20 protein-coding genes and 1 riboswitch are annotated in these 22,140 nt (G+C 27.7%); of the genes, 2 read left to right on the top strand and 18 right to left on the bottom strand.

Annotated features, from left to right (window positions below; all coding sequences use genetic code 11):
* Positions 1-5 precede the first annotated feature (5 nt).
* The 13 genes from QOZ93_RS08005 to QOZ93_RS07945 all read right to left on the bottom strand — a co-directional run bounded on the left by QOZ93_RS08005 (position 6) and on the right by QOZ93_RS07945 (position 16,034).
* Positions 6-356: a hypothetical protein gene (locus tag QOZ93_RS08005; RefSeq protein ID WP_307355791.1), complete on the bottom strand. Its 351-nt coding sequence runs from the start codon at positions 354-356 to the stop codon at positions 6-8.
* The gene (locus QOZ93_RS08000) at positions 332-874 is read right to left on the bottom strand and encodes an RNA polymerase sigma factor (protein ID WP_307355790.1); all 543 of its coding nucleotides are present in this window, start codon (positions 872-874) and stop codon (positions 332-334) included. The genes QOZ93_RS08005 and QOZ93_RS08000 overlap by 25 nt, the downstream gene beginning before the upstream one ends.
* A gap of 8 nt (positions 875-882) precedes the next feature.
* Positions 883-1,878 (bottom strand): DUF4097 family beta strand repeat-containing protein, encoded by a 996-nt coding sequence (locus QOZ93_RS07995; RefSeq protein WP_307355789.1) that lies wholly within the window; start codon positions 1,876-1,878, stop codon positions 883-885.
* A gap of 158 nt (positions 1,879-2,036) precedes the next feature.
* The gene (locus QOZ93_RS07990) at positions 2,037-2,789 is read right to left on the bottom strand and encodes an SDR family NAD(P)-dependent oxidoreductase (protein ID WP_307355788.1); all 753 of its coding nucleotides are present in this window, start codon (positions 2,787-2,789) and stop codon (positions 2,037-2,039) included.
* 303 nt (positions 2,790-3,092) lie between these two features.
* The gene (gene purD / locus QOZ93_RS07985) at positions 3,093-4,349 is read right to left on the bottom strand and encodes a phosphoribosylamine--glycine ligase (protein ID WP_307355787.1); all 1,257 of its coding nucleotides are present in this window, start codon (positions 4,347-4,349) and stop codon (positions 3,093-3,095) included.
* Between the two features lie 39 nt (positions 4,350-4,388).
* The gene (gene purH / locus QOZ93_RS07980) at positions 4,389-5,897 is read right to left on the bottom strand and encodes a bifunctional phosphoribosylaminoimidazolecarboxamide formyltransferase/IMP cyclohydrolase (protein WP_307355786.1); all 1,509 of its coding nucleotides are present in this window, start codon (positions 5,895-5,897) and stop codon (positions 4,389-4,391) included.
* 4 nt (positions 5,898-5,901) lie between these two features.
* Complete coding sequence (gene purN / locus QOZ93_RS07975; RefSeq protein ID WP_307355785.1) at positions 5,902-6,516, bottom strand: phosphoribosylglycinamide formyltransferase; 615 nt, start codon at positions 6,514-6,516, stop codon at positions 5,902-5,904.
* On the bottom strand, positions 6,504-7,502 hold the full coding sequence (gene purM, locus QOZ93_RS07970; RefSeq protein ID WP_307355784.1) for a phosphoribosylformylglycinamidine cyclo-ligase: 999 nt from the start codon (positions 7,500-7,502) through the stop codon (positions 6,504-6,506). Before purM ends, purN begins: the two co-directional genes overlap by 13 nt.
* A 28-nt stretch (positions 7,503-7,530) precedes the next feature.
* The gene (gene purF / locus QOZ93_RS07965) at positions 7,531-8,955 is read right to left on the bottom strand and encodes an amidophosphoribosyltransferase (protein WP_307355783.1); all 1,425 of its coding nucleotides are present in this window, start codon (positions 8,953-8,955) and stop codon (positions 7,531-7,533) included.
* Between the two features lie 124 nt (positions 8,956-9,079).
* On the bottom strand, positions 9,080-9,784 hold the full coding sequence (gene purC / locus QOZ93_RS07960) for a phosphoribosylaminoimidazolesuccinocarboxamide synthase (RefSeq protein WP_111943385.1): 705 nt from the start codon (positions 9,782-9,784) through the stop codon (positions 9,080-9,082).
* Positions 9,784-10,263 (bottom strand): 5-(carboxyamino)imidazole ribonucleotide mutase, encoded by a 480-nt coding sequence (gene purE, locus QOZ93_RS07955; protein WP_111943387.1) that lies wholly within the window; start codon positions 10,261-10,263, stop codon positions 9,784-9,786. The genes purC and purE overlap by 1 nt, the downstream gene beginning before the upstream one ends.
* Positions 10,264-10,363: 100 nt before the next feature.
* Positions 10,364-10,463: riboswitch (purine riboswitch) on the bottom strand.
* A 187-nt stretch (positions 10,464-10,650) separates the two neighbouring features.
* Positions 10,651-14,436 (bottom strand): phosphoribosylformylglycinamidine synthase, encoded by a 3,786-nt coding sequence (locus tag QOZ93_RS07950; protein WP_307355782.1) that lies wholly within the window; start codon positions 14,434-14,436, stop codon positions 10,651-10,653.
* Between the two features lie 242 nt (positions 14,437-14,678).
* The gene (locus QOZ93_RS07945; RefSeq protein ID WP_307355781.1) at positions 14,679-16,034 is read right to left on the bottom strand and encodes an alanine/glycine:cation symporter family protein; all 1,356 of its coding nucleotides are present in this window, start codon (positions 16,032-16,034) and stop codon (positions 14,679-14,681) included.
* A 299-nt stretch (positions 16,035-16,333) separates the two neighbouring features.
* On the opposite strand from QOZ93_RS07945, the gene QOZ93_RS07940 reads away from it, so the two are divergent.
* Positions 16,334-17,080 (top strand): peptidylprolyl isomerase, encoded by a 747-nt coding sequence (locus QOZ93_RS07940; protein WP_307355780.1) that lies wholly within the window; start codon positions 16,334-16,336, stop codon positions 17,078-17,080.
* A 62-nt stretch (positions 17,081-17,142) separates the two neighbouring features.
* Here the strand turns inward: QOZ93_RS07940 and QOZ93_RS07935 are convergent, their stop codons facing one another.
* The 5 genes from QOZ93_RS07935 to QOZ93_RS07915 form a co-directional block, all read right to left on the bottom strand.
* Complete coding sequence (locus QOZ93_RS07935; protein ID WP_307355779.1) at positions 17,143-17,664, bottom strand: peroxiredoxin; 522 nt, start codon at positions 17,662-17,664, stop codon at positions 17,143-17,145.
* Between the two features lie 88 nt (positions 17,665-17,752).
* The gene (locus QOZ93_RS07930) at positions 17,753-18,259 is read right to left on the bottom strand and encodes a flavin reductase family protein (RefSeq protein WP_307355778.1); all 507 of its coding nucleotides are present in this window, start codon (positions 18,257-18,259) and stop codon (positions 17,753-17,755) included.
* 23 nt (positions 18,260-18,282) lie between these two features.
* A complete protein-coding gene (locus QOZ93_RS07925; protein WP_307355777.1) occupies positions 18,283-19,074 on the bottom strand; it encodes a histidinol phosphate phosphatase in 792 nt (263 codons plus the stop codon).
* A 15-nt stretch (positions 19,075-19,089) separates the two neighbouring features.
* Positions 19,090-20,514, bottom strand: a complete 1,425-nt coding sequence (cls, locus tag QOZ93_RS07920; RefSeq protein ID WP_307355776.1) for a cardiolipin synthase — start codon at positions 20,512-20,514, stop codon at positions 19,090-19,092.
* A gap of 322 nt (positions 20,515-20,836) precedes the next feature.
* On the bottom strand, positions 20,837-21,037 hold the full coding sequence (locus tag QOZ93_RS07915) for a cold-shock protein (protein WP_111943405.1): 201 nt from the start codon (positions 21,035-21,037) through the stop codon (positions 20,837-20,839).
* Positions 21,038-21,241: 204 nt separating this feature from the next.
* On the opposite strand from QOZ93_RS07915, the gene QOZ93_RS07910 reads away from it, so the two are divergent.
* Entirely contained in the window at positions 21,242-22,126 is an 885-nt protein-coding gene (locus tag QOZ93_RS07910; protein WP_111943407.1) for an FUSC family protein, read from the top strand.
* Positions 22,127-22,140: the final 14 nt, after the last annotated feature.

Below are 22,140 nucleotides of genomic sequence, written 5' to 3'. Positions count from 1 at the left end.
TACCATCAATTTATATTTTCTTTATGTCTTTCTGTTTTAAATTTAAAATCTGATAATACTCTACTACCTTCTTTAATTTCAGTTTTTATAGCATTTTGTTTAATTTTACATTGAATTTCAAGTAGGGTATATTCAACGTTACTCATAGAAATCATAAAGAAGAACAGTCCTGTTAGAATTAAACTAATAGAAAGTTTTCTTTTAAATGTTAAGAATTGTAATGACGATCTTGAATCTTTAAATTCCTTATTTTCTTTTATTTTAAGCATAAGTTTGTCTGTATAATATTGATCAGGATTTATATTTTTTACAGAGTTTAAGATTTTTTGATCTAAATCATCTCTTCTCTTTTCCATGTTAATCCCTCCCCCTTTTGAAATTCTATTTTCAATTTTTCTTTAGCTCTATAAATTCTTCCTTCTACGGCTTTTTCACTTATATTTAATATAGCTCCTATTTCCTTTTGAGTTAAATCTGAATAATAATATAATACTACAACTTCCTTAAGCCTTGGTGGAAGCTTTTTTATACAATCTCTAATATAATTTTTTTCTATATTATCTTCACTGGGTGCTGGTTTATCTATTTTAAAAGTATCAACTAAAAATTCTTTTATACTTTTCTTTCTTTTATAATCTAAGCATCTTGATATAGAGATTCTATAAATATACGTAGATAAAGAACATTTACCCTTAAAATTTTTTATATTCTTGAATATGGTCATAAACACTTCTTGTGATAGATCTTCTGCCTCATATAAATCTTTGGTATAAGGATAACATACTCTAAGGATTTTTACTTTATACTCGTCTATGATAAATCTATAGCTTTCTTCATCTCCTTGTATTAACTTAGAAATTAATGTTTCCTCCATACCTAAAATCACCCCTCAGTATTAACTTTTACCAGTCCTGTAGACACCTTAATTTCAAGTTTTGAAGTCCCATTTCCTAAAATTTTTTCTATACTTTTTTCTTTTTCATCATTTAAAGTACAAGTTCCTAAGCTGCTATTGATATATGCATTAATGTTTTTTTCTTGGGTATCTAATTCAACATCTCCGTTAACTGTTTTAAGTTTAAGCATTCTAAATTTATCATTTTTAATTTTAATATCTCCATTTATAATAGATACTTTACACTCTTTTATATCGCCTTGCAATTCCGTATCTCCGTTAACATTATTTATATTAAAATCAACTTTTAAGCTTTGATCAAAACATTTTATATCACCATTAACATCACTAATATCTAGCTGTTTACCATCTGGAACGTATAAAGTTATATCAGAACATTTGATGTTCTTATCTTTAAAATTCAACTTATATTCTCTACCATTTCTAGTAGCATCTATTTTATATTTTTCTTTGAATTTATCATTTTTTAATGTAACAATTGCCTCTACTCTAATTTTTTTATCTTCAGATTTTTTTATTTCTACATCTCCATTAACTAAATTTACCTTCAATTTATCTATATTACAATCTATATTTAGCTTATCATAAACTTCTACCTCATTTTGATCATATACATTATCACTGAAATAAACTAAATTTTTAAATTTTGTTTTTAAATCTTCATTATTAAAAATAATCTCATTTAATCCTATTTGTTTATTATCACATATTGTAGAAAATCCTAGATATCCACGCATTCCAATACTAATTATAAAAACTAATATAATTAGATAATTAAACTGTGCTTTATACTTATCCCTTCTTTTACTAGCATAAACTACTTCTATACCTAGAATTATAAATAAAATAAACCAGAATCTTGACATAAAATATGCAATATTTAAATTTATACACCTTATACCTAAAACTAATCCTATAAATATAAACCCTATAGCACTAGTAATGCTTCCTACCTTTTTCATTATTATCCTCCTCTAAAACCATTCTTTGTAAAAGCCCTTACACCTATTTAGACGTAAGCTATGTTAATAATCCCATGAAATTTATTAAAAATATTTTTAATAGTGTTTAAAAAGAAAAACTGCTAATATCACTTAAAGATATAGCAGCTTTTTTAAAATTATTTTAATATTAATCTATATTGATTATCTATTAGTAAGTCAGTTCCTGTTACCCATGAAGATAGATCACTTGCTAAAAATAAAATAACTTTTTTAATATCTTCTGGCATACCTAATTTGTTTAACGTTCTATCCTTAGGTTCACCTTCTTCGTCCTTAATACACTTAGTAAAAGTATCATCTACATTAATTGAATTCACCCTTATATTTTTATCTTCATAATCTATAGCCATATCTTTAGTTAGATTAGCTATTTCTCTTTTTATCACAGAATAAGCAGATATTTTGTGTAAATCCTTTATGGTCCAAGCTGAACAAGTATTTATTATGCTTCCGCCCCCTCCTTGTGCCATAACAGGAATAGCAACCTTGGATAATTGATAAGTTCCTTTAAGTCCTACATCTAAAATTAAATCATTTTCTTTTTCTTCAATCTCCACTACTGTTTTTCTAAAAGCGTCTTCTGCATTATTAAATAAAACATCTATTTTCCCAAAATCTTTCTTTATCTCTTCTATAACATATTTACAATCCTCAAATTTTGTAACATCACATCTATAAAATTTAGCAACTCTTCCTGCACTACAAAGTCTCTCTATGCCTTTATGTCCCGTTGAACTCATATCTAATAACGCTATTTTTGCACCGTATGCTGATAAAAGTTCTGCTGTCTCAATCCCTACACCTTCCGCTCCTCCTGATATTATTGCAACCTTTCTACTTAAATCTAGAAAATTCGTTTTTTGTAACATACTTTTCCTCCCCTATTTATAAATTTAACATAGAAAAAATCATATACCCATTAATAAATTATCCTCCAATTTATGTAAACCTTAACAATCCTATAAACTATTCAATATTATCATCTGATTTTTAATAAAAATATTACTATAATTTATATGTTTTTATTATTAAAATATTACTTAATTAGTTCATACTCCTAATACAAAATCCATAAAAAAATACACTAACATTGTAAAATCGCTAGTGTATTTTTTTATGGATTTTTATAAAAATCTTTTCCGTTAATTACTTATTGAAAAGAATTCTTTTCTTTAATGCATGTTTAACTTACCTATATCTTTTCTATAATACATTCCTTCAAATTTTATATTATTAACTTCTTTATAAGCTTTTTTAATAGCCTTTTCTAGGAGATTATCTGTAGTAGTTATAGATAATACTCTTCCTCCATTAGTAACCAAACTTTCTTTTTCTTTTTTAACACCTGCAAAGAATACTTTTCCTTCTATTGGTTCTTGGATCTCAATCTTAAATCCTTTTTTATACTCCTTAGGATATCCATTTGAAGCTAATACTAAAGTACATGCATTTCCTTCTTTCCATTTAATTTCTTGATCCTTTAACTTTTTATTTATTGCAGCATTTATTATTTCAACTAAATCCGAATCCATTAATGAAAGAACACATTGAGTTTCTGGATCTCCCATTCTAACATTATATTCTAAAAGATATACTCCTTTTTTACATATCATAATTCCAAAGAAAATTACTCCTATAAAATCTAATTTTTCTTTTTTTATTCCTTTTAAAGTTGGATTCATAATGCTCTCTTTAAAGTCCATTAAGACTTCCTTAGTACAATATGGATTAGGTGCTATTACTCCCATTCCCCCTGTATTAGGACCCTTATCTCCATCTAAAAGTTGTTTGTGATCTTTTGAAGATATAAATGGAATTATAACTTCTCCATCTGTTATACTAAGAATGGATGCTTCTACACCTTCTAAAAATTCTTCCATAACTATAGTAGTTCCTGCTCCTTTAAACACATCTTTTCCCATAAAATCTACTATAGTCTTTTTAGCCTCTTCTTTTGAATTTACTATTACTACTCCTTTCCCTGCTGCAAGTCCATCTGCCTTAATAACAATTGGATACGGTGCATTATTAGCATATTCTAAGGCTTTTTCCATATTATCAAATACTTTATATTCAGCTGTTTTAACCCCATATTTTCTCATAAAATTCTTTGCAAAGACTTTACTTCCCTCTAATTGAGCGCTTTCTTTATTAGGACCAAAAATTTTTAATCCTTCTTTTCTAAATAAATCCACAATTCCTTGGCATAAAGGTACCTCAGGTCCTACTATTGTAAGATCTATATCTTTTTCTTTGGCAAAGCGTACAATTTCCTTATTTTCTTTTATATCTATACATTCACATTTATGTTCTAAAGATATTCCCTCATTCCCCTGAACACAGTATATCTTTTCTATGCTATTATTCTCGGATAGCTTATATGCTAATGCATGTTCTCTTCCACCTGAACCAAGTAATAGTATATTCATTACAATTCACCCCTATTTAGCTAAAATATCTATATAAAATTAATGTTTAAAATGCCTCATACCTGTAAATACCATTGCCATTCCATGTTCATTACAAGCATCTATAGACTCTTGATCACGAATAGAACCACCTGGTTGAATTATTGCCTTTATATTATACTTATTGGCTTCATCTACACAATCTCTAAATGGGAAAAAGGCATCAGATGCTAATACTACTCCATCTTTAGCTCTATCTAGTGCTTCTATGGTTGCCCAAATTCTATTAACTTGTCCAGCTCCAATTCCTTTTGCCATTCCATTTTTAACTACAACTATGGCATTGGATTTTACATATTTTACAACCTTCATAGCAAAAATCAAATCTTTCATTTCTTTTTCTGAAGGAACTTTTTCTGTAACTATTTTTAACTGTTCTATAAGATCATTATCCGAACTTTGTACTAAAATACCACCATCTACCTTTACTAATTCACTCTCATTCTCTCTTCCATTCTTACATTTTATTACTCTTAGATTTTTCTTAGATTTTAACACTTCTAAAGCTTCATCTGTAAAATTTGGTGCCATAACTATTTCTAAAAATATTTTTTTCATTTCCTCAGCTGTTTCTTTATCTACAGTTCTATTTATAGCTACAATTCCCCCAAAAATTGAAACTGGATCACATTCAAATGCTTTTACATATACATCTTTTAAAGTGTCTCCTTTTTTAGCTATGGAGACTCCGCATGGAGTATTATGTTTTAAACCACAACAAGCCACTTCATCAAATTCACAAACTACCTTCCATGCAATATCCATATCCTTTATATTATTATAAGATAATTCTTTTCCATTTAATTGTTCATAGTTATTAATCAATCCTTCTCCTGAAGTATTTTTATATAATGCTGCTGTTTGATGAGGATTTTCTCCATATCTAAGGTCCATTGCCTTTTCATAAGATACTGATAAATATTTAGGATATTCTTCTTCTAACATAAACTTACTAATAGCTGCATCATAAGCGGAAGTTAAATTAAATACTTTTCCTGCTAAATATTTTTTAGTTTGTAGGGACACTTCTTTATTTTCTTCTATTTCTTCCATAACATTTTTATAATCTGCAGTGTCACTTAAAACTACCACATCCTGAAAATTTTTGGCCGCAGAACGTAGCATAGTAGGCCCACCTATATCTATAAATTCCATTTTTTCTTCAAACTCCAGATCCTCCTTAACCTTTTCAAAGAAAGGATATAAATTAACAACTACCATATCAATAGGCGTAATATCTTTTTGTTTAAGCTTTTTCATATGTTCCTGGTTATTACGTTTTGCTAAAATACCTCCATGTACCTTAGGATGTAATGTTTTTACTCTTCCATCTAAAATTTCCTCAAATTCAGTAACATCCGATACATCTATAACATTAATTCCATTTTCCTTTAAATATTTGAAAGTTCCACCTGTAGATAATATATCTACACCTTTAGATTGAAGAAATTTTGCAAGTCCCAATATACCATCCTTATAAAAAACACTTATTAAGGCTCTTTTTATCATTATCCTAATCCTCCCTAATTATCACTTTTCCATTTTTAATCTCCACTTTATTTTCTATTAACAACTTAATTGCTTCTGGTAATGCTTTATGTTCTTGTACTAAAACTCTTTTTTGAAGTTCTTCTGGAGTATCTTCGCCATAAACTGGAACAGTTTTTTGAAGAATAATATTACCTGTATCTGTACCCTCATCTACAAAATGCACAGTACATCCAGACACTTTAACTCCATATTCAATAGCTTTGTCATGAACCTTTATTCCATACATACCTTTACCACAAAAACTAGGAATTAAAGAAGGATGAATATTTATAATTCTATTTTTAAATTTCTTTAATATATCACCTTGTAAAATTGATAAAAATCCTGCAAGGACAATTAAATCCACATCATTTTGTAAAAATTTTAAAATTTCATCTGATATAGATTCACGTAGTACTTTTTTAGGAAGAACTAATGTTTTAATATTATGTTTTTTAGCTCTTTCTATGGCAAAAGCCTTCTCATTATCTGAAACTACATATTCTACTTTACAATTTAAATATTTATTTTCAATATTATCTATTATAGCTTGTAGATTACTTCCACCTCCAGAAACTAAAACTGCTATTTTAAACAAACTCCAGCACCTCCAGCTCTTACATAGCCAATTTCAAATACCTTTTCTCCTAAAGATTGAAGTAATTCTTTTATCAAGTCTACCTCTTCTTTGCTTACACAAAGTACAAACCCAATTCCCATATTAAAAGTATTAAACATATGCTCCTCATCTACACCCTTTTTCATTATTTCTTTAAATATAGGTGGTATTTCAAAAGTATTTTTATCTATTACTGCAGTAAATTCACCTTTAAACATTCTTGGTATATTTTCATAAAAACCTCCACCTGTAATATGTGCCATTCCTTTAATTTCATATTTTTTTAATACTTCCAAAATAGGTTTTACATAAATCTTTGTTGGTGTTAAGAGAGTTTTCCATACTGGTTGTCCCATAAATTCTTCATCTAAATTTTTGAAAATCTTTCTAACTAAAGAATATCCATTACTATGGATTCCTGATGAAGCTAACCCTAATAAAATATCACCATCTTTTATGTTACTTCCATCGATTATTTTATCCTTGTCTACTATTCCAACTGAAAATCCTGCCAAATCATACTCTCCATCCCTATAAAAACCTGGCATTTCAGCAGTTTCTCCTCCAATTAAAGCACATTGTGATTGCATACATCCATCTGATACTCCTTTTACTATATCAGCTGCAACCTTTGAATCTAACTTTCCACAAGCCATATAGTCTAAAAAAAATAATGGTTTTGCACCATGACATAAAATATCATTAACACACATAGCTACACAATCGATTCCTATAGTATCATATTTCTTGGACTTAAAAGCTATATCTAATTTAGTACCAACCCCATCAGTTCCTGAAACTAAAACAGGATTTTCATAGCCTACTCCAATTTCAAACATTCCTGCAAAACTTCCTATATTATTTAGAACACCTTTTGTATAAGTATTCTTAGTATATTCCTTCATTAAATTAACAGCTTTATACCCTTCTTCAATATTAACCCCTGAATCTTTATATGTGATCATATTTTCCCCTCCATTAATCATTAAAATTTTATTTTATAGGTGCTGAAATTGGATATACGCCCTTAAAACATCCTAAACAAAAATTTCCATTATCTTTTAAGGAATTTACTAATCCTTTTACGCTTAAGTAATGTAAACTATCTGCCCCAATCTCATCTTTTATGCTTTCTATATCATTATTTGATCCTATAAGCTCGCTTCTATAAGGAGTATCTATTCCAAAATAACAAGGATATTTTACAACTGGAGATGCTACCATAAAGTGTACTTCCTTTGCTCCAGCTTTTTTTAATATTTCTACTAATCTTTTACTAGTAGTACCTCTTACTATAGAATCGTCTATTAAGACTATACTTTTTCCTTTAACTACTTCTTTTAATGCATTTAATTTAACTGTAACTGCTTTTTCTCTCATTTCTTGAGAAGGTGCTATGAAAGTTCTACCTACATATTTATTTTTAATAAGTGCAACATCAAAAGGAATTCCTGAAGCCCTAGAATATCCTATAGCCGCTGGTATTCCTGAATCAGGTACTCCTATTACTAGATCCGCTTTTACTGGTGATTCCTCAAATAATTTCTTTCCTGTTAGTATTCTAGCATTATTTACTCCTATTCCATCCATAACACTATCTGGTCTAGCAAAATATACATATTCAAAGGCGCAAACAGCCTTTTTACTCTTCTCAGCAAAATTTATAGACTTAATACCATCTTTGTTTATAATCACAATTTCACCTGGTTTTACATCTCTTATAAATTCTACTCCTGTACAATCTAAACCACAACTCTCAGAGGATATAACATAATTTTCTCCTATTTTCCCTAGGCATAAAGGTCTAATTCCATGTGGATCTCGTACTCCTATAAGTTCATTTTTAGTTAATATTACAATTGCATAAGATCCTTTTACAGCCTGCATTGTATCAACTACTGCTTGTTCTATACCTTTTTTAGCACTTCGTGAAATTAAATTTAATATAACTTCTGAATCAATAGATGTTTGAAAAATACATCCACAATCTTCTAAAAGTTCTCTTATAACTTCTGCATTAACAAGTGTTCCATTATGTGCTATAGCAATATCACCTAATTTACAACTTCCTACTACTGGTTGGGCATTCTTTATTAAACTCTCTCCTGCAGTAGAATATCGAACATGTCCTATTGCACAATTTCCTTTCATATTATCTAAAATTTTTGTATCAAACACCTCTGAAACCAAGCCCATTCCTTTATGGATTTTCATTTCTCCCTCATCTGAAGTTACAATTCCACAACTTTCTTGTCCTCTATGTTGAAGTGCATAAAGTCCATAATAAGTTAACTTTGATACATCTAACTCTCCTTCTCTAGAATAAATTCCGTAAACCCCACATTCCTCATGAAATTTATCTTCAAGTTCATCTATATAAGTTACACATTCATTATTTGTTTTTTTATTATCTTCCATGAACTTTCGCCTCCATTACATTTTTAGAAAACTATATATATCTTCTTAACTTTTATGCAATTTATTATGCTTAACTATGCCATAACTAATTAAATTCTTACTAGCTATGACATAGTCTTTTATTTTATTTTTGCATTCTATTTAATATTTCTTTATATCCTTGTACTAAATCTCCTAAATTTCTCCTGAATCTATCTTTGTCCAGTCTTTCTCCTGTTGTCATATCCCAAAATCTACATGTATCAGGTGATACTTCATCAGCTAAAATTATTTTTCCATTAAACTTTCCAAATTCTAATTTGAAATCAACTAATTTAATATTTTCTTTAGCATAAAAATCTTTTAAAATATCATTTACCTTTAAAGCCTGTTCATATATATAATTCAATTCTTCAAATGTTACAATGCCCATTGCTACAGCATGATAATCGTTCATTAATGGATCTCCTAATTCATCATTTTTATAACTTAATTCTAAAACAGTAGTTTTAAGAGCTGTTCCTTCTTCTAACCCATATCGTTTTGCCATACTTCCTGCTGCTACATTTCTAACTATAACTTCTAGTGGAACTATATTAACCTTTTTACAAACTTGTTCTCTATGACTTAACTTTTCAATAAAATGTGTTTCTACTCCATTATCTTCTAATAATTTAAAAAGAATGGAAGTAATTTCATTATTCAAAACTCCCTTTTCGTCTATGGAAGCCTTTTTAGCACCATTAAATGCTGTTGCATCATCTTTGTAATAAATTATAACCTTATTCTCTTCATCAGTAGCATAAATCTTTTTGGCTTTTCCTTCATATAATTGATTTAATTTTTTCATTATAAATCCACCCCTTCATTATTTTCCTCAATAAATTTTTTCTTCATATTATGTCTAAAATTTATAAGTTTTTCTTTTAATTCAGGATATTTTATAGAGAGTATTTCCACTGCTAACATACCAGCATTATAACTATTATTAATTCCAACTGTAGCTACTGGAATAGATTTTGGCATTTGGACTATTGAAAGTAATGCATCCATTCCCTCCATGGAAGCCTTAATAGGAACCCCTATTACAGGTAAAATTGTTTTTGATGCTATAACTCCTGGTAAATGAGCTGCCAAACCAGCACCCGCTATAATACATTCAAAGTTTTCCTTTTCAAGATTATTGATAACTTCCTCTAATTTTTCTGGTACTCTATGTGCTGAAAGAATATATGCCTTGTATTCAATATTAAATTCTTTTAATACTTTAGCTGAATTTTTCATAATTTCTGTATCTGATTTACTTCCAAAAATAATTGCAACTTTCATAAATTACTCCCCCTTATATAAAAAAACTCACCATAATAGGTATTATGATGAGTTTTTAATAACAGATATAGTAATAAGTATCAAAATAAATTTATATACTTAATTCACCATAATTCCTAATAGTCAAAGATTTGCGGCCTTTGCTAGAAACGCTTGAACCCTATTATCAAGCTTATATTAAGAACTACTTATTTAAATTATTAAGTTTTAATTATAATTAAATATTATCATTTTGCAAAGATTAAGTCAATACATTGTTTTTGTTTTATTTGAAATTATTCGTATATTAACGAACATTTTAATATATTGTAATTTTTATTTTCGCTTTTTTACACTTATAATATTTTTTATATATTTAATATCTTTGAACTTTCCATACTCTAAGTACTATTTAAAATATTCAACACCTGATGTAAAAATACTTTGGTTATAATTTCCTTCTACATTTTTAAATGTTCCATTAGATATTCTTTCAGTATGTCCCATTTTTCCAAGAACTCTTCCATCTGGACTAGTTATTCCTTCAATAGCCATAACTGATCCATTAGGATTATATTTTATATCATTTGTATAATTACCATTTGAATCTACATATTGAGTAGCCACTTGTCCATTTTTAAATAATTCTTTAACTACTTCGTCAGTAGCATAAAATCTTCCCTCTCCATGAGATACCGGAACAGTATAGATATCTCCTTGTCTAGCTCTATTAAACCATGGTGATTTAGTAGATACTACTTTTGTATTTACCACACAAGATATATGTCTTCCTATAGAATTAAAGGTTAATGTTGGAGAATCTTCTTTAATATCAACTATATCTCCATAAGGTACTAATCCTAATTTTATTAATGCTTGGAATCCATTACAAATTCCTAACATTAGTCCATCTTTAACATTTAAATGTTCACGAACAGCCTGTTTTATTCTTTCATTTCTAAAAATAGCTGCTATAAACTTGCCTGATCCATCTGGTTCATCTCCTGCACTAAATCCACCTGGTATCATAATGATCTGGCTTTTTCTAATTAACTTCTCCATATTTTCTATAGATTCATTAATATCCTTAGATGTTAAATTATTAAATACAAATAACTCAGTTTCCGCACCTGCTTTTTCAAATGCCAATTTACTATCATATTCGCAATTTGATCCTGGGAAGACTGGAATTAATACTTTTGGTTTAGGAGTATTTATTAATATATTACATTTTTCATGTTGATTTTTTAATACAGTTTTATCTACTTCTATACCAATAGCTTCTTCACTCTTATGTTCTTTATATTTTGTTGGGAAAATCGGTTCTAAAGTTTCTTCCCATTTTTCTATTGCATTATTTAATTTAATAACTTGATTAGCTATATGAATTTCTTGTGATTTAATAGTTTTACCTATTACTTTATAAGAGATTCCATGGAATTTGTCTAAAATATTTACATCACCTTTAAATTCCACAACTATATTTCCATAGTCAGATGAGAATAACTCTTCTTCACTATAATCTTCTTCAAATTTAAAACCAATTTTATTTCCAAAACACATTTTTGATATACTTTCAGCAACTCCTCCAAATTTTATAGCTGAGGCTGAAATTATATTTTTACTTTTAATAAGCTCATGTATAGCCCTAAAGTTATTCCTTAATATATTAAAATCTGGTATTTCTTCTTTATTTCTTTTCACATTAAACATTATAACTTTATTATTATATTCCTTAAATTCAGGAGTACATACTTCATCAAGTTCTGCAGTAGTAACAGCAAAAGAAATTAATGTCGGAGGTACATGTATATCCTTAAAGGTACCAGACATACTATCTTTTCCTCCAATTGCCGCAATTTCAAAAGAAGTTTGTGCAAGTAATGCTCCTAATAATGCCGAAAATGGTTTTCCCCATTTTTCTTCATTGCTACTAAGTTTCTCAAAGTATTCTTGAAAAGAAAGTCTTACTTTAGAATAATCTCCTCCACTTGCTACAATTTTAGATAATGACTCTATTACTGCATATAATGCACCGTGAAAAGGACTCCATTTTCCTATTTTAGGATTATATCCGTAAGACATTAATGATACTGTAGAAGTTTCTCCATGTAAAACTGGAATCTTAGCACACATAGCATCAATTGGAGTTAATTGATTTTTCCCTCCAAAAGGCATAAATACCGTAGATGCTCCTACTGTACTATCAAACATTTCACATAGTCCTTTTTGAGAACATACATTTAAATCTTTTAAATTATTTATAAAGACTTCTTTTAAATTTAAATTTTTATATCTTTCATTTCTTTCTTCAAAATAACTACTATCTTTTGGTGCCTTAACTACTACATTCATAAATTGTCTGGCACCGTTAGTATCCAAAAATTCTCTACTTAAGTCTAAAATTATTTTATTATTCCATTGCATTTTAACTCTTTTTTCTTCAGTTACTTCTGCAACAACTACAGCCTTTAAATTTTCATCATGGGCATACCTTATAAATTTATTCGCATCTTCATTTTTAACAACTACAGCCATCCTTTCTTGTGATTCTGATATTGCTAGTTCCGTTCCATCTAATCCTTCATATTTTTTAGGTACTTTATCTAAATCTATAAATAATCCTTCTGCTAATTCTCCTACTGCAACTGAAACTCCACCTGCCCCAAAATCATTACATCTTTTAATCATAGTTGTAACCTTTGGATTTCTAAATAACCTTTGAATTTTTCTTTCCGTTGGTGCATTTCCTTTTTGCACTTCAGATCCACAAGTTAAAATAGATTTTTCAGTATGTTCCTTTGAAGAACCTGAAGCTCCTCCGCAACCATCTCTTCCTGTTCTTCCACCTAATAATATTATAAGATCTCCACATTTTGGCTCTTCTCTTCTTACATTTTCAATTGGAGTTGCTCCAATAACAGCACCTACTTCCATTCTTTTAGCTAAAAATCCTTCATCATAAAGTTCTGTAACTTGTCCTGTCGCCAATCCAATTTGATTTCCATAGCTACTATATCCTCTAGCTGCTTCTTTGGTTATTTTACTTTGTGGAAGTTTACCCTTCAATGTTTTATCTATAGCTTTTCTAGGATCTGCAGCTCCTGTTACACGCATAGCTTGATAAACATAGCTTCTTCCTGATAGTGGATCTCTAATAGCCCCTCCTAAACAAGTTGAAGCTCCACCAAATGGCTCTATTTCAGTTGGATGATTATGGGTTTCATTTTTAAACATTAAAAGCCACTTTTCATTTTTTTCATCTACTTTAACATCTATAACTATGCTACAAGCATTAATTTCATCTGATTTATCTAGATCTTCTAACTTCCCATCTGCTCTTAATTGTTTCATTCCAATTACTGCTAAATCCATTAATGTTTGTTTTTTATCTTTTCCACTATATAATTTTTCTCTAATCTTTAAATAATTTTTATATTCCTCTTGAATAATATCTGTATATTTTCCTTCTTCAATATTAATCTCTTCTAAAATTGTATTAAAAGTAGTATGTCTGCAATGATCTGACCAATAAGTATCTATAACCTTTATTTCCGTTATAGTAGGAAATTTATTTTCTTTTCTAAAATATTGTTGACATAACTTCAAATCTTCAAAACTCATAGCAAGGTTTCTATCTTGTAAAAAACTTTTTAACTCTTCATCATTTAATGTATTAAAACTTTCTAAAACTTCTACTGAATTTTTTAATTCTATTTCTTTATCATCATCCTTAATTTTATCTAAAGAAGTTTCTTTAGAATCCACCTTATTTATGTAGTAATTCTTTATTTTGTCTAATTCATCACTTGTAATATCCCCTTCTATAAGAATAACTCTAGCATTTTTTACAGTACATTCTTTTCCTTGTAAAATTAATTTAATACACTGTTCAGCTGAATCCGCTCTTTGATCATACTGACCTTTTAAAAATTCTACTGCAAAAATATTTTTATTTACATATTCAATATCTTTTTCAAATATCATATCCACATTAGGTTCACTTAATACATATTTCTTTATCTTATTAAACTCTTCTTCGTTAACTTCAAAAACATCATATCTATTTAAGAGTCTAACATTTGTAATTTTTTCTATACCTAAGTTGTCTTTAAAATCTCTTAATAATTTTTGTGCTTCCACATTAAAGTTCGGTTTTTTTTCTACAAAAACTCTATAATTTTGTAAATTCATTTTAATCCTCCTTAAGTTAGAACTATTTACGAATATTTTTTTTATTTTTTTGTATATTGTTCGATAGACTTATTATAATATATATTTCAAATATTTAAAAGTATAACTTTTAAATATTCTTACAATTTACAATTTTATATTTTCTATATAATTATTCCATAAAAAATAAAGCAAATCAAAGGAATCTTATTATATCCTTGATTTGCTTTATTTTTTAAGTTAAACTTTATAAATTTAGTTGTTTATTTAGTTTTGACATGTTTTGATATATCATCATAATCTTTTAACTTTTCTTTTACTATGGCTGATAATGCTATAATTGCGATTAAATTAGGAATAACCATTATTCCATTGAAAAAGTCTGCAAGTTCCCAAACTAAATCAACTTTTAATGCACAACCTATAAATACAAAGAACATAACCAAAACTCTATATCCTGGTAAAGCTTTTTTACCAAATAAATATTTAATATTTGCTTCACCAAAGAAATACCATCCTATTATAGTTGAAAAGGCAAAGAAGAATAATGATATAGCTATGAATTTTTCTCCAAAATTACCCATTCCAGCAGTAAATGCCTTTTGAGTTAAACTAATACCTGTAGTTTTTCCATCTAAAGCTCCTGTAGTTAAAATTACAAGTGCTGTTAAAGTTAAAATTACAAAAGTATCAACAAATACACCAACTATAGCAACTAAACCTTGATCACATGGATGGTCAACCTTTGCCACTGCATGTGCATGAGGTGTAGATCCCATACCTGCTTCATTAGAGAATAATCCTCTTGAAACACCGTATCTAACAGCTTGTTTAATAGTAACTCCGACTACTCCACCACCTACTGCTTGGGGGTTAAATGCACCTTCAAAAATCATTCCTAATGCAGGTAATATTTGATTATAATTCATAAATATAATTACTAAACTTCCAATAATATAAAATAACGCCATAACAGGAACTATTTTTTCAGCAAAAGATGCTATTCTTGATATACCACCTATAAAAATAGCTGCTGTTAAAACTGCTAATATACCTCCAATTATATATGGACTAATATTAAATGCTGTTTTAAAAGCACTTCCTATAGAATTAGCTTGTACCATATTTCCTATAAATCCAAGAGCTATAATTATACTTATAGAGAAAAATCCTGCTAAAAATTTATTATGGAGTCCTTGGCTAATATAATATGCAGGGCCCCCTGTTACTTCTCCATCTTTCTTAGTTTTAAAAACTTGAGCTAATGTAGCCTCTGCAAAGATTGTACTCATTCCAAAGAAAGCACTAATCCACATCCAAAATATAGCACCTGGTCCTCCAGAAGCCATAGCTGTTGCAGCTCCTGCTAGGTTTCCTGTACCAACTTGTGCTGATATAGCTGTTGCTAAGGCTTGGAAAGAAGACATACCATCTTTTCCTGCTTTTTTACCAAAGCTTATTCCTCCAAAGGTATTTTTAAAAGCCTTTCCAAACTTTTTAACTTGTACAAATTTTAACTTAAATGAAAAGAAAATCCCTGTACCACAAAGAAGAAAAATTAAAATATAATTCCATAAATAGTGGTTTAAACCTTTAACTAAATTCAATGCTGAATCCATGCAAAACCCTCCTTCTTTTTTTTAAATCTTAATAAATAATAAATAAATAATAAATAATTGATTAACAAATAACTTTTAATTAATTATATGATATTTTTTGTAAATTTGCAACACTTTCTGAATATTCGAAATGGTTTTTAATTAAATTTGTTTCTTATTGAATTTTATATATTGATTTTATATAGTTTACATATACTAGATTAAAGTTTGCAACTACTTTACAGTTAACTTTTATATATTATGATATAATTATTAAGTAATTTAACATATAGTTTTTGTTTAATTTAAAGGAGGATTTTATGAAAAAAATTATATTATCATTATGTTTATGTTTTAGCATATTATTTACTTTAACTGCTTGTGGTAATTCAAATGCTACCGATACCAAAAGTAAAGAAAATAAGACTGAAGAAAAAACTTCTACGTCTGAAAATACTAATGAACCTCTTGCTCAATTTACAACTCCCAAAGTTGGAGAAGAAATCGCGGTTTTACAAACTTCCATGGGAACAATTAAAATTAGATTTTTTCCTGAGTATGCTCCTAAAACTGTAGAAAATTTTAAAACCCATATAAGTAAAAAATATTATGATGGTCTTATTTTTCATAGGGTTATAAATGATTTTATGATACAAGGTGGAGACCCTAAAGGAACTGGTATGGGTGGTGAAAGTATCTGGGGAAAACCTTTTGAAGATGAATTCACACCAAAATTACATAATTTTAGAGGCGCACTATCTATGGCTAATGCTGGTCCCAATACAAATGGAAGTCAATTTTTTATAGTTCAAGCAAAAAAAACACCTGATCAACTAATAAATGCCATGAAAAATGCAGATAAATCTTCTTATGGAGAAAATGTAATAAAAAAATATTCTGAGGTAGGTGGAACTCCTACTCTTGATTATAAACATACTGTATTTGGTCAGGTTATCGAAGGAATGGATGTAGTAGATAAAATCGCTAGTACAAAAACTGTTTCAAATGATAAACCTGAAAAAGATGTAAAAATAAAAAAAGCTTATTTAGAACCATATAAAAAATAAATTTTAGAAATAGAAGTCTTTTATTTAAATTTTAAAAGACTTCTATTTTAATTTATTTTTATTTATAAATTTTCATCTCCTTGTCTCCAGTTTAATGGACACATACCACCGCTTTTCAAAGCCTGTAATACTCTTAAAATTTCATCCACATTTCTTCCTATATCCAAATCATGAATTACGGAATATTTTATCTTTCCTTCCGGATCAATAATAAATAATCCTCTCAAAGGAATTCCCTCTTCTTCAATTAATACACCAAAATTTTTAGTAACCTCTTTTGTGTAATCTGAAACTATGGGAAAATTTATTTCCCCCAATTTTCCTCTAATCCAAGTTTTATGTGAGTATAGGCTATCGCAACTTATAGCTAAAATATCTGCCCCAAGATTTTGAAACTCTTTATATCTATCACTAAATCCTCTTAATTCTGTATGACATACCTTAGTAAAATCTAAAGTATAAAAAAGCATAATAATCCAACTACCCTTATAATCTTCTAATGAAATTTTCTTAATTTCTTTCCCATCCCCTAAAACAGCTTGAACTTTAAATGCTGGTGCTATTTTTTCCACTATTCTATCCATAATTCTTGTAACGCCCCTTCTTTTATTTTATAAAAAACCATGTACTCTTATAATTAGTTTAATAAGAATACATGGTTTTATACCATTATTATTTTGTTTTATAAATATCTACAATTTCACCATAATACAATGTATGATAATTTCCATCTTCATATAGTTTCTTTACTTCAAGATCATTTATCATATTAATATCTATGGGATGACTATAAACAACCTTACATTCGTAATGCATATCAGCATTTTCTATAATAGGAGTTGAAATTTTATTTCCTTCTTTTAAAGATAAACCACATTCTTTAAATTTATCTATATCCTTACCTGATTTAGTACCACAGATTGTTAATGCCTGTTTTAAATTCTTAGAAAATGGAATGCTTACTGTAAACTCTTTAGCATTTTCTAATAGTTCATAAGTATATCTTGATTTTCTTACTAAAACCATAAATACTGGTTTTCTCCATTGATAACCAATTTGCCCCCAACTAATAGTCATAGTATTTACTGTATCTCCATCTTTAACAGTTAAAAATGCTCCTTGGGTATGAAGCCAGTCCATAGTTTCTCCTAAATTTTCTGTAAAATTTAATGAACTCATTGAAAACTTCCTCTCTATCTAAATTATTTTATTATTTCTAAATTATCATAGCAGATTTCTCTACCTTTAAAATAAACATTTTTTAAACCTACTTTATTTATTATATCTATAGCATATTCGAAGTTTCCACCAATAGCTTCAGGATTATGACTATCTGATCCTACTGTAACTATTTTACCACCTAAATCTCTATATCTTGAATAAATCTTTAAGAGATTATTTCTTGCTCCCTCTAAATTCAAACGTCTTGTGTTGATTTCCATTGCTTTTCCTTTTTCTATAAGTAGCTTTAAAACTTCATCTATATGATCACTAAAATCATCATAATATATTTCTTTGTCTTCATATGGTGCATATCTAGAAATATAATCAATATGTCCTAAAGTATCAATATCATTATAAATTTTTAGACATTTAATCATAGCTTCTAGATATTCTTCATATGCTGCTTTTTTACTTTTTCCTTCATAATAATCTTTTCTAAAAATATCCATTCCATTTACTACATGAATAGATCCAATAACAAAGTCAAAGTTATCACTTTTTATAATTTCTTCATTTCTCTTTAGAAATTCTGGTCTAAGTCCTACTTCCATACCTAAAAGTAATTTATCATTTCTTAATTTACCGTATTTTTTAAAATAATCTTCTACATTAAAAGTAAAATCTTCTCCCTCTGCTGCTCCTGGATATTCTATATCCATATGTTCAGTTAATACTAAATTTACCCCCCTTGTATTTGCTGCTTTAATAGCATCTTCTATAATCATTGAAGAATCTGCAGATATCTCTGTATGAACATGATTATCAAACAATATAATCCCTCCCATTTATAATAAATTAGAAAATACCCTAGCTAATGCTTCTAAAAACTTAACTTTTAAAGTAGCATTTTTAAAATAATCTTTAGGAATAAGATAACTATTTTTAATATCCTTTAAAAAAGTATTTTCCAATTGTTTTGTAATTTCATTATCATATATTACAGTATTAATTTCATAATTCAATTCAAAACTTCTTACATCCATATTTGCAGTCCCAACCATACTAACTTCTCCATCGACAGTAATAACCTTAGAATGTATAAAAGCTTTCTTATCATAAAAATAAATTTCTACGCCATATGATATAAGTTCAGATAGATAAGTTCTAGATGCATAATAAACATGAAAATGATCATATTTTCCTGGAAATAAGATTTTTATTTTTATTCCACCTAATGCAGCTATTTTAAGTGCAGTCATAACACTTTCTGTAGGAACAAAATAAGGTGTTGTTATGTAAATATAATGTTGAGCTTTATTTATCATCATAAGAATTGCCTGCATTATAGCCGGATTTTCAGAATCTGGTCCACTTTTCGCTAGTTGAAGAATTTTACCTTCATATCTAAAATCCTTAAAATAATCTTCTACATTTCCCTTATATCCTAATTCTTTATCTAAAATTTTTTTTATCATGCAAAAATCATCAATAAATACTGCTTGCAATCCTAAAACACAATCACCCTTGATCATAAGGTGGGTATCTCTCCAATATCCCAATTCTCCTTTTCCTAAATATTCATCTCCTATGTTTATTCCACCTATGAATCCAACCTTACCATCTATTATAACAATTTTTCTATGATTTCTATAGTTTATTTGAGTATTTATAATTCTTAATAATGGCGCTAAAAAATAAGTATAAACTACTATATCTACTCCAGCTTCCTTAAGGCTTTTTATATCTCTTTTTTTTAGTCCCAAAGATCCAAGTTTATCTATTATAAGTCTAACTTGTACTCCTTCCTTAGCTTTTTTCTTTAAAATATCCATAATTTCTGTACCTATTCCATCACTTTTAAAAATATAATATTCTAAATGTATATGATGTCTTGCCTTTAATAACTCTTTTTTTAATACTCTAAACTTCTCTAATCCATTATCAAAAACTTCAACCTTATTTTTACAAAATATAGGCGATGAACTATTATTCTTTAAAAGTTCCATTAGCTCACAATACTTATTAGATGGAATTTTAATTTTATATGCCTCAGCTAATTCTTCAGATATATTAAATCTTTTGTCTTTTAATCTTCTTTTTTTCCAATTTCGTCCTAAAAAAACATATAAAAATATGCCTAAGGGTGGAAAAAATAAAAATATTACAAGCCATGCTATAGTTTTTTCTGGTCTTCTTCTTTCCAAAATTATTATTACTATAGCAAAGAGTGAATATATTAGTAATAATATATATAAATTTTTAAAAGTCATATTTTATCTCCTGTAATAGAGACCAAATTTATATTTTACATATTATAAATCAAATCTCTAAATATTTAGATTTATTTTTAATATGTATATAATTCTAATTTTTTATGTAAATATATTAATCTTTATATATTTTCTTATACTTTATATTGCAAAAATAAAACAATATCTTTATAACTAATAAAATAAGAATATTAGCTATAAAAATATTGTTCTTTGAATATAGTTAAATTTTATAGCAAAAGCCACTGACTAATCAGTGGCTCTTTGCATTATAATCTAACTATATATTAACTTTTTTAAAAAGATCTCTATATAAAAACGATTATAATTTATTAACTTTAGCTGCTTGAGGACCTCTTTCGCCTTCAACAACTTCAAATTCAACTTTTTGGCCTTCTTCTAAAGATTTGAAACCATCTCCTTCGATAGCTGAGAAATGAACGAATACGTCTTTTTCTCCTTCAACTGAGATAAATCCAAAACCTTTTTCTGCATTAAACCATTTAACTATTCCTGTTTTCATTTAAAAATCCTCCAAAATAAAAAAAATACTTAATGAAATTTTATTTCACTATATGCTTAGAAGAATAACATATTTTTAGAATCATGTCAATATGTTATTTTAACCAAATATTTAGAAAATTGTTATTTTAACTTTTTTAATATTATAACTTAAAAAATTTAATTTTTAAGTTATAATATTATTCATGAGAAAGGAGTCTAACTTATGAAGAAAATTGGAATGAGAAATATAAAAACAGCAATAGCCGTATTTATATGTATTATTACACTTGGTTTTTCTAAATTTAATTTTCCATTTTATGCTTGTATAGCAGCTATAATTACAATGGATAAAACTATTTATAACTCTTTTAAAATTGGTAAAAATAGAACTATAGGTACTACTATAGGTGCTTTAGTAGGTTTAGTTTTTGCTCTACTTATGCCTAATAACAATTTTTTAATACCACTATGCATGGCTATTGGAATATCACTTACTATTTATCTTTGTAATACATTAGGATATAAAAAATCCATAACTATTGCCTGTATAGTTTTTATTGCAATAACCGGTAATTTAAAGGGAACTAGTCCTTTGCATTATGCTACAAATCGTTTATTCGAAACCGTTTTAGGTATTATAATAGCTGTTATTGTGAATTACCTTGTTTTCCCGCCCAATTTAAAAAAGCAAATTTTTGAATCTAGTAATAAAATTCATAAAGATTTATTATTATTGTGTGGAGAAAATTTTTATAATGAAAATGCTAAAAATTTAGAAGAACTTTATAATCATATTAAAACTTTAGAAAGTTCTATAGCTGCTTATGAAGATGAATATAAGATATCCACTGATAATTTGAATTTAAATAAATATAAAAATAGTATAACTTTATTCTATAAATTACATACTCATTTAATGATTGTAGAAGAGATGAAAAATAGTGTACCTTTAAAAGATACATTATATAAAGAACTTCACAATTTAACTTCTCTTCAATTTAAAGAAATACTAGAAATTAAAAATAATGATTTAGTTTTTGTCTTTAACTATCATATGGAAAAGGTTAAAGATATTCTAAATAATTTAAATAATATAAGTATGTTATAATTTTTAATAACTTA

The organism is Hathewaya limosa, from assembly GCF_030815255.1.
Classification (GTDB): Bacteria; Bacillota; Clostridia; order Clostridiales; family Clostridiaceae; genus Hathewaya; species Hathewaya limosa.
Note: the sequence above shows the minus strand (reverse complement) of the source record. Positions and strands in the feature narration are given on the sequence as shown.

Excerpts from the sequence above, each read along its gene's own strand:
- QOZ93_RS08005 (WP_307355791.1), bottom strand. The coding sequence starts at position 356 with ATGGAAAAGAGAAGAGATGATTTAGATCAAAAAATCTTAAACTCTGTA.
- QOZ93_RS08000 (WP_307355790.1), bottom strand. The coding sequence starts at position 874 with ATGGAGGAAACATTAATTTCTAAGTTAATACAAGGAGATGAAGAAAGC.
- QOZ93_RS07995 (WP_307355789.1), bottom strand. The coding sequence starts at position 1,878 with ATGAAAAAGGTAGGAAGCATTACTAGTGCTATAGGGTTTATATTTATA.
- QOZ93_RS07990 (WP_307355788.1), bottom strand. The coding sequence starts at position 2,789 with ATGTTACAAAAAACGAATTTTCTAGATTTAAGTAGAAAGGTTGCAATA.
- purD (WP_307355787.1), bottom strand. The coding sequence starts at position 4,349 with ATGAATATACTATTACTTGGTTCAGGTGGAAGAGAACATGCATTAGCA.
- purH (WP_307355786.1), bottom strand. The coding sequence starts at position 5,897 with ATGATAAAAAGAGCCTTAATAAGTGTTTTTTATAAGGATGGTATATTG.
- purM (WP_307355784.1), bottom strand. The coding sequence starts at position 7,502 with ATGATCACATATAAAGATTCAGGGGTTAATATTGAAGAAGGGTATAAA.
- purF (WP_307355783.1), bottom strand. The coding sequence starts at position 8,955 with ATGGAAGATAATAAAAAAACAAATAATGAATGTGTAACTTATATAGAT.
- purC (WP_111943385.1), bottom strand. The coding sequence starts at position 9,784 with ATGAAAAAATTAAATCAATTATATGAAGGAAAAGCCAAAAAGATTTAT.
- purE (WP_111943387.1), bottom strand. The coding sequence starts at position 10,263 with ATGAAAGTTGCAATTATTTTTGGAAGTAAATCAGATACAGAAATTATG.
- QOZ93_RS07950 (WP_307355782.1), bottom strand. The coding sequence starts at position 14,436 with ATGAATTTACAAAATTATAGAGTTTTTGTAGAAAAAAAACCGAACTTT.
- QOZ93_RS07945 (WP_307355781.1), bottom strand. The coding sequence starts at position 16,034 with ATGGATTCAGCATTGAATTTAGTTAAAGGTTTAAACCACTATTTATGG.
- QOZ93_RS07940 (WP_307355780.1), top strand. The coding sequence starts at position 16,334 with ATGAAAAAAATTATATTATCATTATGTTTATGTTTTAGCATATTATTT.
- QOZ93_RS07935 (WP_307355779.1), bottom strand. The coding sequence starts at position 17,664 with ATGGATAGAATAGTGGAAAAAATAGCACCAGCATTTAAAGTTCAAGCT.
- QOZ93_RS07930 (WP_307355778.1), bottom strand. The coding sequence starts at position 18,259 with ATGAGTTCATTAAATTTTACAGAAAATTTAGGAGAAACTATGGACTGG.
- cls (WP_307355776.1), bottom strand. The coding sequence starts at position 20,514 with ATGACTTTTAAAAATTTATATATATTATTACTAATATATTCACTCTTT.
- QOZ93_RS07915 (WP_111943405.1), bottom strand. The coding sequence starts at position 21,037 with ATGAAAACAGGAATAGTTAAATGGTTTAATGCAGAAAAAGGTTTTGGA.
- QOZ93_RS07910 (WP_111943407.1), top strand. The coding sequence starts at position 21,242 with ATGAAGAAAATTGGAATGAGAAATATAAAAACAGCAATAGCCGTATTT.